This is a genomic window from Leptospira terpstrae serovar Hualin str. LT 11-33 = ATCC 700639, from assembly GCF_000332495.1.
Lineage (GTDB): Bacteria > Spirochaetota > Leptospiria > Leptospirales > Leptospiraceae > Leptospira_A > Leptospira_A terpstrae.
In genome coordinates, this window is record NZ_AOGW02000010.1 from 728,151 (window position 1) to 745,100 (window position 16,950).

18 protein-coding genes are annotated in these 16,950 nt (G+C 38.8%); 9 read left to right on the forward strand and 9 right to left on the reverse strand.

Annotated features, from left to right (window positions below; translation table 11 throughout):
• The first annotated feature begins 68 nt into the window (after window positions 1–68).
• Complete coding sequence (locus LEP1GSC203_RS11875) at window positions 69–1,682, forward strand: hypothetical protein (protein WP_002974066.1); 1,614 nt, start codon at window positions 69–71, stop codon at window positions 1,680–1,682.
• 7 nt (window positions 1,683–1,689) lie between these two features.
• Here the strand turns inward: LEP1GSC203_RS11875 and LEP1GSC203_RS11880 are convergent, their stop codons facing one another.
• The 4 genes from LEP1GSC203_RS11880 to LEP1GSC203_RS20010 all read right to left on the reverse strand — a co-directional run bounded on the left by LEP1GSC203_RS11880 (window position 1,690) and on the right by LEP1GSC203_RS20010 (window position 6,577).
• Window positions 1,690–4,407, reverse strand: a complete 2,718-nt coding sequence (locus LEP1GSC203_RS11880) for a PAS domain S-box protein (protein WP_002973711.1) — start codon at window positions 4,405–4,407, stop codon at window positions 1,690–1,692.
• 25 nt (window positions 4,408–4,432) lie between these two features.
• The gene (locus LEP1GSC203_RS11885; RefSeq protein ID WP_002974023.1) at window positions 4,433–4,996 is read right to left on the reverse strand and encodes a Tll0287-like domain-containing protein; all 564 of its coding nucleotides are present in this window, start codon (window positions 4,994–4,996) and stop codon (window positions 4,433–4,435) included.
• Between the two features lie 37 nt (window positions 4,997–5,033).
• Complete coding sequence (locus LEP1GSC203_RS20005) at window positions 5,034–5,729, reverse strand: sensor histidine kinase (protein ID WP_232225879.1); 696 nt, start codon at window positions 5,727–5,729, stop codon at window positions 5,034–5,036.
• 68 nt (window positions 5,730–5,797) lie between these two features.
• Complete coding sequence (locus LEP1GSC203_RS20010; RefSeq protein ID WP_232225880.1) at window positions 5,798–6,577, reverse strand: histidine kinase dimerization/phospho-acceptor domain-containing protein; 780 nt, start codon at window positions 6,575–6,577, stop codon at window positions 5,798–5,800.
• A gap of 151 nt (window positions 6,578–6,728) precedes the next feature.
• Between LEP1GSC203_RS20010 and argC the strand changes: the two genes are divergently transcribed.
• A complete protein-coding gene (gene argC / locus LEP1GSC203_RS11895; RefSeq protein WP_002973909.1) occupies window positions 6,729–7,751 on the forward strand; it encodes an N-acetyl-gamma-glutamyl-phosphate reductase in 1,023 nt (340 codons plus the stop codon).
• Window positions 7,738–8,340, forward strand: coding sequence for a hypothetical protein (locus LEP1GSC203_RS11900; protein ID WP_002974074.1), 603 nt, complete (start codon window positions 7,738–7,740; stop codon window positions 8,338–8,340). The genes argC and LEP1GSC203_RS11900 overlap by 14 nt, the downstream gene beginning before the upstream one ends.
• A 33-nt stretch (window positions 8,341–8,373) precedes the next feature.
• On the opposite strand, the gene LEP1GSC203_RS11905 is transcribed toward LEP1GSC203_RS11900, so the two are convergent.
• Window positions 8,374–8,982, reverse strand: coding sequence for a glutathione S-transferase family protein (locus LEP1GSC203_RS11905; RefSeq protein WP_002973636.1), 609 nt, complete (start codon window positions 8,980–8,982; stop codon window positions 8,374–8,376).
• Window positions 8,983–9,026: 44 nt separating this feature from the next.
• A complete protein-coding gene (locus LEP1GSC203_RS11910; protein WP_002973768.1) occupies window positions 9,027–10,187 on the reverse strand; it encodes a deoxyguanosinetriphosphate triphosphohydrolase in 1,161 nt (386 codons plus the stop codon).
• Between the two features lie 49 nt (window positions 10,188–10,236).
• On the opposite strand from LEP1GSC203_RS11910, the gene LEP1GSC203_RS11915 reads away from it, so the two are divergent.
• The 6 genes from LEP1GSC203_RS11915 (at window position 10,237) to LEP1GSC203_RS11940 (ending at window position 15,456) form a co-directional block, all read left to right on the forward strand.
• Window positions 10,237–10,857, forward strand: a complete 621-nt coding sequence (locus LEP1GSC203_RS11915) for a DedA family protein (RefSeq protein ID WP_002974382.1) — start codon at window positions 10,237–10,239, stop codon at window positions 10,855–10,857.
• A complete protein-coding gene (locus tag LEP1GSC203_RS11920) occupies window positions 10,854–11,336 on the forward strand; it encodes an LIC11661 family lipoprotein (protein ID WP_039937809.1) in 483 nt (160 codons plus the stop codon). The genes LEP1GSC203_RS11915 and LEP1GSC203_RS11920 overlap by 4 nt, the downstream gene beginning before the upstream one ends.
• A 170-nt stretch (window positions 11,337–11,506) precedes the next feature.
• A complete protein-coding gene (locus LEP1GSC203_RS11925) occupies window positions 11,507–12,409 on the forward strand; it encodes a TRAP transporter TatT component family protein (protein WP_002974093.1) in 903 nt (300 codons plus the stop codon).
• A gap of 21 nt (window positions 12,410–12,430) precedes the next feature.
• Entirely contained in the window at window positions 12,431–13,438 is a 1,008-nt protein-coding gene (dctP, locus tag LEP1GSC203_RS11930; RefSeq protein ID WP_002974275.1) for a TRAP transporter substrate-binding protein DctP, read from the forward strand.
• Between the two features lie 21 nt (window positions 13,439–13,459).
• Window positions 13,460–14,155, forward strand: a complete 696-nt coding sequence (locus LEP1GSC203_RS11935; RefSeq protein ID WP_002973826.1) for a TRAP transporter small permease — start codon at window positions 13,460–13,462, stop codon at window positions 14,153–14,155.
• The gene (locus tag LEP1GSC203_RS11940) at window positions 14,155–15,456 is read left to right on the forward strand and encodes a TRAP transporter large permease (RefSeq protein WP_002973760.1); all 1,302 of its coding nucleotides are present in this window, start codon (window positions 14,155–14,157) and stop codon (window positions 15,454–15,456) included. Before LEP1GSC203_RS11935 ends, LEP1GSC203_RS11940 begins: the two co-directional genes overlap by 1 nt.
• 103 nt (window positions 15,457–15,559) lie before the next feature.
• On the opposite strand, the gene LEP1GSC203_RS11945 is transcribed toward LEP1GSC203_RS11940, so the two are convergent.
• Genes LEP1GSC203_RS11945 through fliS form a run of 3 tightly spaced genes read right to left on the reverse strand, consistent with a single transcriptional unit; the run spans window position 15,560 to window position 16,947 of the window.
• The gene (locus LEP1GSC203_RS11945) at window positions 15,560–16,090 is read right to left on the reverse strand and encodes a DnaJ domain-containing protein (protein ID WP_002973646.1); all 531 of its coding nucleotides are present in this window, start codon (window positions 16,088–16,090) and stop codon (window positions 15,560–15,562) included.
• Window positions 16,069–16,482, reverse strand: coding sequence for a hypothetical protein (locus tag LEP1GSC203_RS11950; protein ID WP_002974377.1), 414 nt, complete (start codon window positions 16,480–16,482; stop codon window positions 16,069–16,071). The genes LEP1GSC203_RS11945 and LEP1GSC203_RS11950 overlap by 22 nt, the downstream gene beginning before the upstream one ends.
• Window positions 16,483–16,500: 18 nt before the next feature.
• Window positions 16,501–16,947, reverse strand: a complete 447-nt coding sequence (fliS, locus tag LEP1GSC203_RS11955; RefSeq protein WP_002974218.1) for a flagellar export chaperone FliS — start codon at window positions 16,945–16,947, stop codon at window positions 16,501–16,503.
• Window positions 16,948–16,950 lie beyond the last annotated feature (3 nt).

Genomic DNA, 16,950 nt, shown 5'->3' on the forward strand with positions numbered 1-16,950 from the left:
CTTTAAATTTTTAAAATAGAATCTTGTTTGCAAATCTACGACAAAGAGTATAGAGTGTCATAACATTTATGACTCCTATACCTCAAGTAAAAAAGTATATTGCGATCAAAGTATATTCTATCTTTATGATGAGTCTTTTCCTCTTCTCACCATTGGTTATGGTGGCTGCTCCAAAGAAGAAATCTCCGATTATCTCAGGAGAAATCCCTAAGGAAATCCCACCTCTTGAAACAAATTCAGAAGCTGAAAAAAAGGAATCTCCTCCGTCCAGTGAAATCCAATTTAAAATCACAGGGATGGTTAAAACTGATTTTGCCTATGCAAACAATTCCGTTCTTTCGTTTGGTTTTGATAATCTTGTAGCACCTACTATGGCCAAACGCCAAGTGCAAGCGAGAGACTCAGAACCTCGATCGGGAATCTATCCTACGAGTTCTCTTCTCGGAACGGAAATTTCTTATGGAACCAAACTCAAAGGGATTTTTGAAGCTGACTTTGTTGATGTATCCAAAAGTTCAGCGGGACCAGAAACAAAAGCCCGAGTTCGACAAATTTTTTTTAAATACAATCCGAACACTTCGTTCGAGATTTTTATGGGAAGGACTTGGGATTTATTTGCAGGTGTTTTTCCTCATTCCTTTAACTCGAGTGCATTTATGTCCGCAACAGGTAATATCGGATGGCAAAGAGAACAAATCGGAGCTTGGTATAAATTAGGTAAGTTTAAATTGGGAGGAGCGATTGGTACTACCGGCTTCCACATTGATCCACAAGTCAAAACCAATATCGAAAGAAATTCCATGCCCACCGTAGCAATCCGTATTGATTGGTTACCAACGACAAACCTTATGCTCACAACTTCAGCTATCGGTGCAAAACTAAAAATAAGTGATCCTTATTCAGATTCCACTAGAGATGGGAGTTTTTTACACTACGATCCTAGTCGTTACGATCCAAATGCTACTCCAGTTTCAGGGCTTATACAAAAAGAAAACAATCGAAGGACAAACGTTGCCGCTGGTGGTATTTCTTTTGGATTCACATGGAAATGGGGAGCTCTCGAATCCAAAGGAGAAATCACATATGGAGCCAACCTAAATTCAGTGACAGCATCCTCAATCTCCCAAGTCCAATCCACAACGTATGGGAATGAAATCACTGATAGCCAATGGGGATTTTTATCAGGTTCTTACTTTTCAGACGCTAAAGTTAGTACGAAGACAAAATACAATTCACCGAGAGAAGTAACTGGTTTCTTAAGTTTTAATTACGAAGTCACTAAACAATTTGGAATCGGTATTCATGGAGGTATTTCGAGAATCACAAACCCAGAAGTACTTGTAGGAGCAGACTTCAACCAACTCACAATTAGTCGGTCTGATAGTTTCCAATGGACATCAAATCCTAGGGTTATGGGTGCAATTCGAGAAAACCATGACTATGGATTTAGAATGTATTATGACCCAGAGGACCGAGTCCGTTTTTTCATACAAACTGATTGGTTTAGAACCTTCTACAAAGATGTAGATAGGTATTCAGGCCAATCGGCGCATATCACCAGTTATGATCCCTCTACTGGCACAGGAGAACTACGTGATCCAGGAAACAAATACGTTCGTGCATCCGCATTGGGTGAATCTTATTCCCTTCGGGTCGGTGGATTGTTTCGATTTGATCCCTAAAAGAATTTTAAAGTTCTAACCATTTCAAAAGTGTTTGTTTTAAGTTTTCTTTTTGGACTGGTTTACTGATGTAATCATTCATACCAATCCCCAAACATTTTTCCTTTTCTCCAGCTATGATCCCAGCAGTCACAGCAATGATTGGTAGAGTTTTGCCCTGAGGAAGTTTTCTAATTTCCTTTGTGGCGTCATACCCATTCATTACCGGCATTTGGATATCCATCAAAATAAGAGACGGTATTTCATTTTGGAATACTTGAATTGCTTCTTCCCCATTCTGCGCTTCTAATATTTTTACTTCAGGAAGGATCCGTTTGATAAAATTTTTCATTAAGCCAAGGTTTACTGGATTATCTTCCACAACTAAAATTTTGGATGTATCTTTACTTGCGGAATGATTCCCTTCTCCCAGTTTCATATCCTTTGTTTCCAAATTTGTGGATTGTAATTTTGGATCAAATTCTGGAATTCTAAGTTGAATATCAAAGTAAAACTCACTTCCTTCATTTAGTTCACTCTTTAATTGTAAATCAGACTTCATAAGAGCAAGTAACTGTTTACATATGGCCAACCCAAGCCCTGTTCCACCAAATTTCCGTGTGGTGGAAAAATCTTCCTGAGTAAAAGAATCGAATATTTTCTCTTGGCTATCTTTTGCGATTCCAATTCCAGTATCTTTTACGGAAACCCTAAGTTTTACCGAATTTGTTTCTGGGCTTTCCAAACGTTTGACATTACATTCAACATAACCTGCTTCCGTAAATTTAATCGCATTCCCAAGTAAATTCAAGATTACTTGCCTCAACCGATTGGAATCAAACATAAGAAGTGGAGGAATGTTTTCCTCAATATGAAATTGAATATCAAGTCCCTTGATGATGGCTTGGATATTCATAATTTTGATAGCTTCCAAAACCAATTTTTTTAGATTGTATGCTTCTTCTGCCAATTGTAACTTTCCCGCTTCAGCCTTTGAAAAGTCCAAGATATCATTCACAATATTAAGTAATGCGTGAGCAGATTGTTTTACAATTTGTGCATATTCGTTATAGGAAGAGTTTTCCAATGTTTCCGCTAATAAATCGGAATAACCAATGATTCCATTAAGAGGGGTTCGGATTTCATGGCTCATATTTGCTAAAAATTCGGACTTAGCGCTGTAAGCTTTTTCAGCAAATTCTTTTGCCTGTTTTAATTCTAACTTAGTATCATAGTCTTCGGTAATATCACGAGTAAACATTAGTATCCCGCCTATACCCCCACCTAATTGGCTCCATGGGCGAATTTCCCACTGGATCACTTGGTCTTTATGCCAACCTGGAGGTCTCCAAACGTCTTCATCTCTCTTCAAAACCTCGCCACGTAACCCCCGTGAGTGGATGTCTTTCCATTCCTGACTGATATTAGGAAAAATTTCATAATGGCTCTTTCCGATAATTTCTTCTTTGGTCAGAGGAATTTTATAATCCTCTATCCAACGTTGGCTAAGTGCTACATAACGCATTTCCTGGTCTAACATGGCAACGGCGGCAGGAGCATGCTCGACAAATGACCATAAAATAGATGTTTGGGCGGCAAGTGCCATTTCCCATTTTTTTCGTTCATTGATGTCTTGGATAATTCCGTATATTTTTACAATCTTTCCATTTTCATATTCTGCGCGACCAATGGTTCGAATCCAGGTTTGGTTACCTTTGGCTGTTACCATTTCCAATTCTAAATCGTATTCTTTACCTTCAGCTAACAGTAATGATACTGCATCCGATATCTTTCGTTTACTACCTTCAGCTTGAAAAAACTGAATTCCACCTTCCACACTCGGAATATAATCATCTGGAACTTCATGAATACTTTTGGTTACATTGGTCCAACTAGCTTTATTGGTTCTTAAATCCAAGTCCCATCCACCAATTTTAGCTAAACCTGCCACTTGATCAAGTAAACGTGAGATGCTTCGTAATTCCATCTCCGCTTGCAAAGACTCAGAAATATCTAAGATTTGGGAGAGGTAATATATTGGATTTCCTAAATGATCTCGAATGATCGACTTATTCAATAATGCCCAAATCAAACGTTTGTCTTTAGTAATATAACGTTTTTTGATTTGAAAACTTTGAATGAAACCTCTATTGAGTTTTTCTAAAAATGTAAGTTCTAATTCTAAATCTTCGGGATGGGTAATATCAGAAATTGATTTTGTTTTTAATTCATTTGCAGAATAACCAAGCCATTGACAAAAAATGGGATTAACCTCAATCACTTCTCCATGAGGATTTGCAATCTCCATTCCGATACTCGAACTACGAAAGGAGGAAGAAAACAAGTCCCGAGACAATTCCGTTGACTGTAAAATATGTGGACTTTGTTCGTTCGGAGTTTCAATGGTTGTATCCAAAACTAGTAGGATGTATTTTTTCCCAGATTCAACAAATTCCTTAGGATACATTCGGAAGGGAAATCCAGCACTATTATTGGGATCAAAACAAATCCGACCAACGATAGATTCTTTTGTTCCAAGGACAGTTTCCAATCGGATTCCTGAATTTGTAAGTATACATTCAGCAGGGAAAGATTGTTCCTTAATCATTCCCATCGACTTCGATGCAACGGGGCTTGGAAAAACGATTCCAATGGAAGGATCCCATACTAAAAATCCATGCAAACCAAATTCCAAAATGATTTCACATAACTCTCGTTTGCCTGCAATAAAAGTAATAGGATTCATTTTAAAGTATTAGTTTCTTTTATATTTATTTTGTAAACCGAACAGAAAATAATCCTCTCAAACTCCCCACTCGATAACCTCGTGCCAAATCTGCTGGATATTCTTTTTGCAGAACGTTTAAAGTTTCTTTTTTGATCTCCAAGTTTGGTTCTCCATGGCACTGAAGGCAAAGGCCTACTGTCGGAATGGGAATGTATACAGTCACAGTATCCTTTGTTGAGATAATCTTTGAAGGATACTCACCTTCCTTCGATTGTTTTGCACCGATTTCCAAAAAAATATTTCTTTCCTCATCCGAAAGAGCATTCGTCGGATTTCTTGGTTTATCTGAAATTCGACGAAGAAGAACTTCATTTTTCATACCTATGGAATTGGTAATTTTTACTGCATTTTGTTTGCAAAAAGGAATGGCTTTCACTGTTCCTCCTGAAGCAAGAGAGGCAGTCAATTTTTCTATGAGATTTGTTTTCGCTTCTTTTGCAATGTTTTTTGCAACCGTTTCATAATTCAACTTTTGGCAGCCAAAAGAAACCAAAAGGAATGATATACAAACTGTATATCCCATTTCTCTCAGGGAAACATTTTCCATAACAACCTCTGCAAGGAATTCTAATCCTTTTTTTTTCTTATGCAACTGGTAAATAGACTCGGAATATGGTCTCACCAGGATGAGACACAAACTGAAGCCGTCCTCCTTGTTTTTCCACAATCTCCTTTGAAATAAAGAGTCCCAAACCAATTCCCTCTCCTTTTTCTTTTGTTGTAAAAAAAGGATGAAAGATACTCTCTTTCCATTGGTTGGAAATTCCTACCCCATTATCAAATACTGAAATTTCGATTTCATTCTTTTCTGTACGTTTGACTTGGACTTTTATTTTTCCACTGGTTTGGTTTGTTGCTTGGATTGCGTTGTAAATTAAATGCGACCATACAAGTTTCATTGCTGGTTCACAAACGAAAGATGTTAACGACTCATCAATTTCAGTAGTAAGTGTCCTACCCGATTCCCAATAGTGACTATAAAGAAATAAGATATCGCGAATCCCATTCCCCACTCTGACAATATCTTGATCATGCTCCAAAAATGGCTGCGAGAATTGTTTAAAAGTAGCCACAACTTTTTCAGTTCGATCTATGGCATTGGAAACAAGGAGATTCGCTTTTTCCATGGTTTTGTATTTCAGCCATAAAAAAACAAATTCCCATTCCTTATTATTTTCAGCAGTCAATCCTTCAAAAGAGCGGTGGTCGAGTCCTAAATCAACACAACGTTCGGCTAAGTAATTTCGATCCTCTTTAGGTAAAAAATGATAGAGGTTCAAAATTAAATCATGATCTTCCCTTTTTTCGATTCGATTACGATACAACCAACGAAACTGTTTTTCTTTTTCTATCCAGATTGGATCTTTCCTACCAAAAAAGAAATTTCTTCTTCTAACAAAAACTCATTCATCGACTTGATTCCTGCTAAAGGATTGTTGATTTCATGAGCAACATTCGCAGCCAAATTTCCTAAAGTAACTAACCGATCATTTTTTAATAGAGAAGTTTCTCGTTGGTTTAGTTCGTCTGCCAGAGTTTGGTTGTTGTTTTCTAATATATCCAAAAGAAAAGAAACTAACTTTACTATACAAATGGTCTTTGCTAATAACAAAATTACTTTCAGAATTTCAATAGAGAGAACAATCCGATCCGGATATTGAGAAGTGAATTGGTATTCGGTCATTACTTCTGCACCATTTGCATGAGCAATCGCAATACCTCCAATATAACCTAAAATCACAATGGCTCCCATAATTCCAGAGAACCTTCGATGCAAAAAAAAACCAATATAGAGTTGGTATAAAAAGAAAATGGAAAAGAAAATCGAACTTTGGATTGGGGTTGCTGTTAACTCTTTTGGATAACTTAAAATAGCGGAATAAAAACCTATTAAGATTACAAAGAAATCCATCACCAAAAAAGGAATCACCAACCCATTTCTTAATTCAGAAATAAAAATTCTTTTGATTTGATAACGACCATAAATAGAGGAACCTAGGAAATAAACAGCGATACCAATAGCGATGAAAAAAGTGGGTTTGCCAAAGGTTAATAAAGAAGCAAGAAAGCCTACCCATCCAATGATCATACGAATCGAAATCAAAATCATCAAACCTTTCGATTTCATTTGCAGCGAAAATTCTTTGAGGAGAGTTGAGGAAGTTACCATAAAAAGGTTTCATCAATAGATCGAAAGATTTTTAAAAATCAACTCAATTCTAGAATAGAGCCGTTTGACAGCACGTACCAATCCGCAAATCTTGACCTTGGTTCCCTCTATGAAACAAACAAAGATTGCAATCATTGGTGCTGGTGGTCTTACCGGCAAAGAACTCACAAAACTCATTGCACACCATCCAGGTTTTGAGTTGGTGCATGTCACTTCAAACCAAGTTGACGGCAAACATATCCGCGATATTTTCCCTGATCTCAGCCATTTGCCAGATTTAAAATTTCAGAAACACGATGCACCGATTCCTAAAGAAGCTGGTATCGTCCTTGCCACCCCCAATGAAGTATCGTTGGAAAAGGCTCCCCAGTTTTTAAAAGATGGACGAAAGGTCATTGATCTTTCAGGAACATTTAGGCTCCACAACCAAAACAAATTTGAAAAGGCATACCAATTCCCCCATACTGAATTTGGGATGATGGACCAAGTTGTATTTGGTCTTCCCGAACTCTTTCGAGAAAAATTAAAAAATGCAAACTTTGTCTCGAACCCAGGTTGTTATGCCACTTCAGCCATATTACCTATTGCCCTACTTGGGAATTTGAGAAAAGAAATCCAAGGTCCAGTCATCGTAGATGCCAAATCAGGTGTCAGTGGTGCGGGTGGAAGGACAGAAGAAATCAAATTTGCATATACTCATGTTTATGAAAACTTTAGGGCCTACAAAATTCTTACGCACCAACATGAACCAGAAATGGAAGAATACGGATTTGTTGGAACAGAAGAAAAGGAAATTCTTTTTACACCTCACTTACTTCCTGTATATCGAGGAATCCTCGCCACCATTTACATTTCCTTTCCCAAAGGAATTGATCCAAAACAGGTAGCTGAAAAATTTCAAATCGCAAGTGAGAAGGAACCATTTGTACGTTTGTATCAAACTCCAGAAGAAGTAGAGATTCGAAAGGTACAAAATACAAACTTTTTGGATCTAGGATTTCGCATCAAAGGAAACACACTCGTGATTGTGTCTGCCTTGGACAACCTAGTCAAAGGTGCCGCAGGACAAGCTTTACAGAATTTGAATTTGATGTATGGATATCCTGAAACGGAAGGACTTGTTACCCTTTAACCCCAACCAAACGCTAGTTACAGGGGCTTTCGAAGGAGAAGTAGGAATCCTTCGTTCCTCTGGGAAATTTCCATATCTAAAAGTAATGGGAATTGGAAACCTAGAAGCCGCCGTCAATTTATCAGAGTATCTCTTTCATAACATACAAATCCAGCAGATCGTATTTTTAGGATCGTGTGGGGCTTATGAATGGAGTGGGATTTCTATAAACTCAGTGGTATCACCTAACCTAGTTTATACGAAAGAACTTTCGCATGCATTGAATTTATCCAAACAAATTCCAGAATCTCCCGATTCTTTTATTCTCCGTTCTGACAAAAACTTCTCAGAAGTAAATTGTAATGCCCCCACAACCATATCGCTTGCGGAACTAAAAAACCCACCGGAAGAATCTTGGAAAAGTTTGGATGTGGAAAACTTGGAACTTTTTGGAATTTCCAAAGTGGCGGCAAAGTTTTCTATACCCGTCACTGCCTATTTCGCCGTAACCAACCTTGTTGGTCCCAATGGATCTGTAGACTGGGCCAAAAATTGGAAAAATTTATCCCATGACCTGCAAAACCAATTTTTACAGCAATTTTCTACCTAACTCAATCGGTAAGTCAAAGATTAAAAAAACTTACTAATCATTTAAAGCGGAGACTACACTCTCTTCACTTAACACTCGCTTGTTCCATTTCTCTACCTGAGGTGGAAGTTTAATCTCCATCAGTTCGATTTGATTGAGAAACGGTGCATATAGAATTTCCAGAAATCCAAATTGATTTTGATGCAAGTAGTTGTTTGATTCTAAAATCCCTTCTAAAATATCCAAATGCCTTCCTATCCGTTTCATAGAATCCTTCATTCGGTTTTTATCCCATTTTTCTTCCGGAACAAACTTCTTGGCAAAATAAAGAACACTCCCAGGAAAACAAAACTCTGATTCACATCGGTTGATGGCTTGGTTCAGAAGGGCTCTTGATTGAATCTCTTTAGAAAAAAATGGAGGATCAAAAGAATGTTTTTCTTCCAGATAACGAATGATAGCCGATGATTCCGCCAAATAAAATCCTTCGTCATGCAAAACAGGAACTTTTCCATAGGGATTAATTTGGATGAAAGGTTTTTTTCTATTTTCAAGTTTTTCTAAAGCAACTGGTATGGTTTCATAAGGAAGATTTCTAAATAACAAATAAATGTGAACTCGTTTGCTATAAGGCGAACGAGGATTAGAATACAATTGGTACATGCATAGTCTCCTAAGTATATAGAATCATCAGTTTATTTAAAAAATTAATAAGGAAACCATAGGATTCCTTCTCGTTTCAACTTTTCAATCGCATATCGGTCTGTCATACCAGCAATATAATCACAAATGATTCGCATCCGTCCTTCTTCTTCCTCTCGGTTTCGATAGGACTCAGGAATCGATTCAGGATGGGACTCAAAATGTTTGAAGAGTAAAAAAATGGTTTCTTTTCCCCTTTCACTCATCCGGGAAACTTCTGGATGACGGTAAAGTTTTCCAAACAAAAAGGATTTAAGTTCTTTAAATTCTAAGTAGAATTCCTCAGTAAATTGTACGAGTTTCTTTTGACTATGAAAGGCTTTAGAAACATCCTCTCTCGAATGAATGGAATATTGTTGTAACCTATTTTCGATACTATCTATCAAATCAGAAACCATAAGATTGAGAAGCACCCTCCCTGCCGAACGAGAAATGGAATCTTTGTCTGATGGGATATTTTTGGGAAGTGAATCCTCGATTCGTTTCCAAATTTTAAGTTCTTTTACATCAAAAAGTTTGAATAGTCCACTTTCCAATCCATCTTCCAAATCATGAGCACTATAAGTTATTTCATCCGAACTATCCACAACCATTGCTTCCAACGATGGTCCCATATCTCGTCTGACATCTAACAATTCAGAAGTTTCATAGTCCCCACCGTGTTTCATAATTCCAAGTAATGTTTCGCCACAAAGGTTAAGGCCGGGAAACTCTGGATACCTACGTTCCAATTTTTGAACTACACGTAACGATTGTTTGTTGTGCTCGAACCCACCTTTCCCCCGCATAAGCTCCGATAATGCCTCTTGACCGGCATGTCCAAATGGAGAATGCCCCAAGTCATGGGCAAGAGCGATCGTTTCGCTTAAGTCTTCATTGAGTCCAAGAACTTTCGAAATGGTTTTAGAAATTCCAGCTACTTCTAGAGTATGAGTGAGTCGATTGCGAAAATGATCCCCTTCCGAATAAACAAAAACTTGAGTTTTGTATTCCAAACGTTTGAAGGCATGGGAATGAATGATACGATCGCGGTCTCTTTGGAAGGGAAGACGGTATGGATGTTCTGGTTCAGGATACTCCCTTTCACCCGGTTTTTTACTGCCAACAGCATAAGGGGCAAGGATTTTTTCTTCTTCCTCTAGGAGTTCATTTCTCCCTTTCTTCATAAATCTCTTTCCTTTTTGAACGAAACCATAAAATCAGTATAAATCCCTCATGGACTTTCTACAAACTCTAGTTTCCATTTTTATGCAATACGGTTATTTTGCCGTTTTTGGAATTCTGATCCTTTGTGGATTTGGTCTTCCGGTTCCCGAAGACATTTCCCTCACCGCTGGAGGCGTTATCTCTGGCCTCGGTTATGCCAATGTTCATATCATGTTTCTTGTAGGAATGGCCGGTGTTTTACTGGGAGACAGCTTTGTATTCTGGCTCGGAAGTTACTACGGTGAAAAAGCACTCACCCTCCCGGTCCTAAGAACTGTCCTCCATCCAGAACGATTCGATAAAGTTCGTGAACAATTTAAAAAATATGGTCGTTGGGTGGTTTTCTTTGGGCGTTTTATGCCTGGTCTCAGGATGCCTATTTTTTTCACTGCAGGCACTTCCAAACAAATTAGTTTCATTCGATTCGTACTGACTGACGGGTTTGCTGCCCTCATTTCTGTTCCCATTTGGGTATATCTCGGTTATTACGGGGCACATAATTTTGATGAACTGATGGGTTGGGTGCGAAATGGACAAACCATCATCCTAGCCCTTGTGGCTTTAGCGATAGCCGTTGTGGTTTTCTATTGGTGGCGGAGGAAACACCGCGAAGCTCGAGGGCAAAAATGAACATTGCTCTTTTTTTCCCTAGGCAATTTTCTCTACTCTTGGTCCTTGTGTTAGCTCTCGGATGCACCAATTACTCTACAACTGCATCCGTCCAAGCACCACCCACTCTCATTTCCATTACAAACAATGGAAATTCCAACTTTACCGTCAAAGTTAGGGCCCAAAACCCGGAATTTATCTTCCAAGGGTACCGACTTTACTCGGGAACTACGGAAAATTTAGCCCAAAATCCCACTGACCTGAATATCGGGGCGTCTTGTTTTTTGGCCCAGGCAACGGTGGTCCAACCGATCGAATACACTTTCGAAATCGATGAGTCCACAAACCCGAATACCACAGGAGTCTCTTGCCGGATTTTTGCCACCCTCACTCCAGGAACCTACATTGCCATGAGGACACTGGGCCTTGCTGTAAACCTACAGAATAGCACGAGTTCGTTTAAGGTTTCGATGTCTTCCAACGCTCTTATTGTCCCTTAAAATAAAACTTTCTTGCATTTAAGTCAAATGCGTGTATTTTTTTCCGGAATCATGGGATTTCTTTGTGCTTTTTTTAGAATTCATCTAAAAATTTGCCCCAAAGTCAGAACATGAGGATACAAATAGAAAGGAACTTATAGTTCCAAATATCTTTTGGAGGATGATACAAAATGTACCAAACGAAACATTGGTCAAAAATCGCAATGGCAGCTCTCGTGCTCGTTTCCGTGGTTGCCTGTGGAAAATCAAGACAAGTGAAAATCTCGGCTTCGGACGTAGAACGAGCCACAACCCCAGCAAAACTTCCTGCTGATTTAGAAAAACTGTGGAAGAACAGACAAAACGAACAAGACCTAAGACTTGCACTTGTTGGTTTAGAAAAATTTGCGATTGAGAATCCTCAATATGCAGATGTGAAAGTTTTACTCTGTCGCGGAAATTATCTATTAAGTGACGGACACCTTTGGTTAAAACTTACAGGTGATGCAGATGCAGACGAAAAAGTAAAAGAAGAATCCATCCAATTTTATGATGCAGCTGTGACTTGGTGTGAAGCTGCCCTTGCCATGAACTCTAAATTTAGAGACAAAGTAGTCAAAGACAAACTAGAGATTGAAAAAGCTTTGGATGTTCTTGGACCTCAGGACATCGATGCTCTCTATTGGAGATATGCATCTCTTGCTAAATGGTCACGTTTAGTTGGTTTCACAACACTACTTTCCAATCGTTCTAAATTCTCTGCCATGATCAATCGTGCCAAAGAAATCGAAAAAACTATGGGTAAAGAATACTTCTACTCTGCAACTCTTCGATATGACGCTGCAAGTAACGCCCTCTCTCCTACGGGAGACAAAAAACTAGCGGACAAATTGTTCGAAGAAGCAATTGCAAAACACCCTAACTACTTTGCAGTTCGAGTATTGTATGCAGAAAGTCGCTTAAAAGGAAATGAAGACAAATTCAAAAAACAATTAGAATTTGTACTGAAAGGCAAACCAGCATCTCTACCTGAAATCGAAGCAGACCAAATCGTAGAACAACGTAAAGCAAAGAAATTACTCGACGAACTATAGTCATTTTACTAGGAGAACTAGATGTTTTTAAGACAATTAAAGTATTTAGTTTGTGTAAGTTTCACCCTCACCTTCAGTGGGGGTTTATTTGCTCAAACAACCGTTAAGTTGGCAACAGTAGCACCAGAAGGATCTCCATGGGCGAACGAACTTGCCAAAATCAAAAAGAAAATTGAATCAGAATCCCAAGGGCAAATTAAGTTTAAAATTTATCCCGGTGGACAAATGGGTGGAGAAAACGAAATCCTCCAACAAGTCATTCGTGGAAAACTGCAAGGAGCTGGTCTCACAGCAGGTGCTCTTGCCAATACAGTTAAAGAATTAAACGTTTTAGAAATTCCTTACCTTTTTAGTTCTTATGCGCAAGCAGACTGTGTCCTTGATGATCACTTACAAGAAGACTTCCGTAAGTTATTTGAAGCAAAAGGTCTAATCTTTGTTACTTGGGCAGAAAATGGATACCGTTCCATCGGAACAAAATCTGCACCTGTAAAAACACCGGAAGACTTAAAAGGTGTTAAGATCAGAATCCAAGAATCTCCAGTCCACATTGCTTATTGGAAACAATTAGGTGTGAGCGGAATTCCGATTGCGATCCCAGAAGTTCTTCCTTCCTTACAAACAGGTGTGGTAGAAGGTTTTGATAACACTCCTCTCTTCACTTTGGCAGCAGAGTGGCAAACAGCGATCAAATATTTTACTTTGACACGCCATATCTACCAACCAGCTGCCATTCTTTATTCCAAAAAGTTTTGGGACACACTAAACGACGAACAAAAGAAAACACTTATGGGTGAAGGAAACAAACTTGCTCCCGGTGCTAGACAAGCAGTTCGTTCGATTGAAAAGAACATGATTGCGACTTTAAAGAAAGCAGATGTAGTCGTCTATGAACCAACAAATGCTGATTTAGCAGGCTTTAAAGCTGCTGCAAATGCAGTTTCAGGACAAGTCATTGGTAAAATTGGTGGTCAATCGAAACAAATTTTCGACAAAATCCAAAAAGCCAAAGCAGCTTGCGGCGGATAGGTTAAGGAAGGATATAGATACATGAAATTCGTCGAACGAATTCTAAACACTTTGAGTTTCGGCGAGAAATGGGCGGGGGGAATTTGTTTCCTTCTGCTCACTCTTCTCATGATTGCTGACGTTTCCAAACGAGAGGTAATCGATAAAGTTTTCAGTTGGATTATGGAAGTTACAGAAGCCTATCCGAATACCGGTTTTGCTGGTTTTGTCGGAGATTGGAGTGTTTACATTGCCGAATCCATTCACGGAGGAACCTCTGGATTTTTAGAATGGCTTGGCCTTGGTGGAATCATTTGGGCACAAAAACTTTCCCTTTATTTTATGTTATGGGGAGGACTATTTGGTTCAGCACTTGCCAGTGCGAAGGGATCTCATCTCCGTCCAGAAATTGCTGACAAAGTATTACCAAAATCATTGTTACCTTACATCAAAATTGTAGAGCAGTGGGTGATTTCTTTATTCTTTTTATTCCTTGCCTACCTATCTGTCATTTATGTTCTAGAAAGTATCAGTTTAGATGAAGTGAATCCCGTAACGGAAATTCACTTATGGAAAGTACAAATCATTTTTCCTTACATCTTTCTCTCTATGGGTTTTAGACATTTGTGTTATGGAATTTTTCCGGCACTCATTCCTTCCGATATCAATGAAGCAACAGAAGCATTGGAACTTGCGGAAGCGGAACTTTTTGAACCAAACTCACGGGGGAATCGCTAATGGGTTCTTGGGGAATACTCCTACTCTTACTCGCTTTAATTTTACTCAGACAACCACTCATCGTACTTATGGGTGCTATCACTGTGTATTGTTATTATTTTTTACCAGATCCGCCTCTTGAGTCCTTCCACGAACTCAACAGTATCATAGGGGATTTGTTTTTTGCTGGTGATAAGGAAATCCTACTTGCGATTCCTCTATTCATCATCGCAGGGAACTTAATGACCCATGGAAGTATTGCAAGGCGACTCATTCGGATCGCCCAAGCAATGACGGCTCCGATTCCTGCGGGCCTAGCCATTGCTGGGGTATTTTCCTGCGGAATTTTTGCTGCTATCTCTGGATCTTCACCGGTGACTCTCATCGCCATCGGTGGACTGATGTATCCTTCCTTAACTAAGGCAGGTTACCCAACGCAGTTTTCTATGGGACTACTTGCTTCTGGGGGAACTCTCGGGATCATCATCCCTCCGAGTATCCCTATGATCGTGTATGCGATTATGGTGGGTGTTTCCGTTACCGATCTTTTTATTGCAGGAATTGGACCTGGGATACTTCTCATGAGCCTTCTTATGATCTACTCTGTGTTACGCGCAGGAAAAGTCGGTCGTGGAAAGTGGGACTGGCAAGAAATCCGTATCGCATGGAAAGAAGGTGTATTAGCTCTTCTTATGCCAGTTGTTATCCTTGGTGGAATTTACTCTGGATTTTTTACAGCCACAGAATCGGCAGCGATTGCAGTATTTTATGCCATCCTCGTCGAAGTGTTCATCCACAAAGAACTTAGTTTTCCTAAGATCCCGAAGATCATGGCAGAAAGTGCAGAGATGCTTGGGATTCTTTTCCTTATCCTAATCCTTGCAGTCAGTCTGAATAAGTTCATGATCGAAAACGAAATTCCACAGAATTTAGTAGCGACAATGTCTGGACTCATTTCAAGCCCTGTTACCTTCCTCATTGGTGTAAACATATTGTTACTCATTGTGGGAATGTTTATGGATATCATGAGTGCGATCCTTGTATTGGCACCACTACTTGCACCAATGGCAGTGAACTACGGAATCAACCCAGTTCATTTTGGAATCATTATGATTGTGAATTTGGAAATTGGATATTTGACTCCTCCAGTCGGTGTGAACCTATTTGTGGCTTCTGGTATCTTCAAACAACCGTTAGGTAAGGTCATCCAATCGGTAGCTCCGATTGTTGGACTATTCTTAATTGGACTAATTCTTATCAGTTGGATTCCTGATATTTCCCTTGGTCTTTTGGGTAGCGATGCAGTGGCACCTACTCCTTAGATTATGATTTTTGGGAGCTTTTGGTTCGAATTTTTAAATCGTTAAAAGTTTTATGGACCAAAAAAATCTTTGTAAAAAGCCGGGGCAATCCTCCGGCTTTTTTTTAACTCCACCAAACTCGCAGTCGTTCCAAAGAATCTTTGGCATCTTTTGCCCAAATGCTTGTAGAATGTTTTTTTAAAATCTCCGCATAAACTAAAAGCACGGGTTCTAAATCCTTTCGTAACTGGACAAGTTCCTTGTTTAGGTTATCCGAAAGTTCAATGGGATGGAGATTTCTTTTTTCATAATACCTTAAAATGGCTTCCGTTTCTTTTTCCTTCGCCAATTTGTATTCATGAAAAATGGGATCCTTGGAAGGTTTGTGAGTACGTATCTTTGCATCCAGTGGAGCCTCTTCAACCGCAATTTCTCTGTTCGAATATTCATCTTCGGGATGGATGAGAAGGTAGTCTTTTAGTGACTCATAATGTTTGTTTAGTTCCAAAAACATTACATCACTTGTGAATTCACCAGAATCAGGATGGTATTTTTTGGCAAGTTTGTGATAGGATTCTTTGAGTTCGGATTCTGTAAAACCGAGAGAGAGACCTAAAAAATGTAGGGAATCATTTAACAGTAATTTTTTGTCCATGAGAGGCCGGAGGACTGTAGCAAATGAAACTTGAGTCTTCGTTTGATACTGAATTCCCAATATTCTTTTTTACTCTCATTCATTTCGAAAACAAGTAATTCTTGAACTTTCTCTTGGAGATTTCTAGCTTCATCCAACCTTTCAAAGACGGTTTCAGAAATGGCAATTTCCTCTTCCGTATAAACTTCCATTTCTTGCCTTTCCCAAAGTTCCCGGTCCACTTCTTCCAACTTTCGTATTAAGGTTTCATTTTTAAATTCTATCTTTACAGCCGTATCCGCATCTCGGTAAGAAAGTAATTCTTCTTCTCTTTTCAAATTAACGATGAGAGAATCTAAGTATTGGATTTTTTTTTGTAAAAGTTGTTTTGTGGATTGTTTGGATGAAATCATAAATTTGTGAGTAATCAATTATCCAGTAATGGAAATTCCTGTAGGTCGTGTGCCGGGAGGTGTATTTGGATTTGGAGTGTCTTTTTTTTCTAACTCTTCCCAAGAGATTTTTAACTCAATTAGGATTTTAATACACTCTTCAATGATTTCTTTGTCTTTTCGCATGTTGGCTTCCAACAAACGTTTCTTCAAATAAACATATAAGGACAAAAGGTTATTTGCGACTTCTTTCCCCTCTTCCATATTGAGAGAAAGAAGAAGTTCAGTAATGATGTCTTGGGTTTTGATGATATTGTTGTTCACAACATCATACTTTCTGGGAGTCATATTGTCTTTTGCCACACCAAGGAATCGAATGGCTCCGTCAAAGAGCATCACAATTAGTTTGATTTGGCTAACGGTAGATATCTCATTGGCTTTGTATTCATTGTAAGCAGAGGCACCGGTTTTTCTCGCAAGCGACATTTT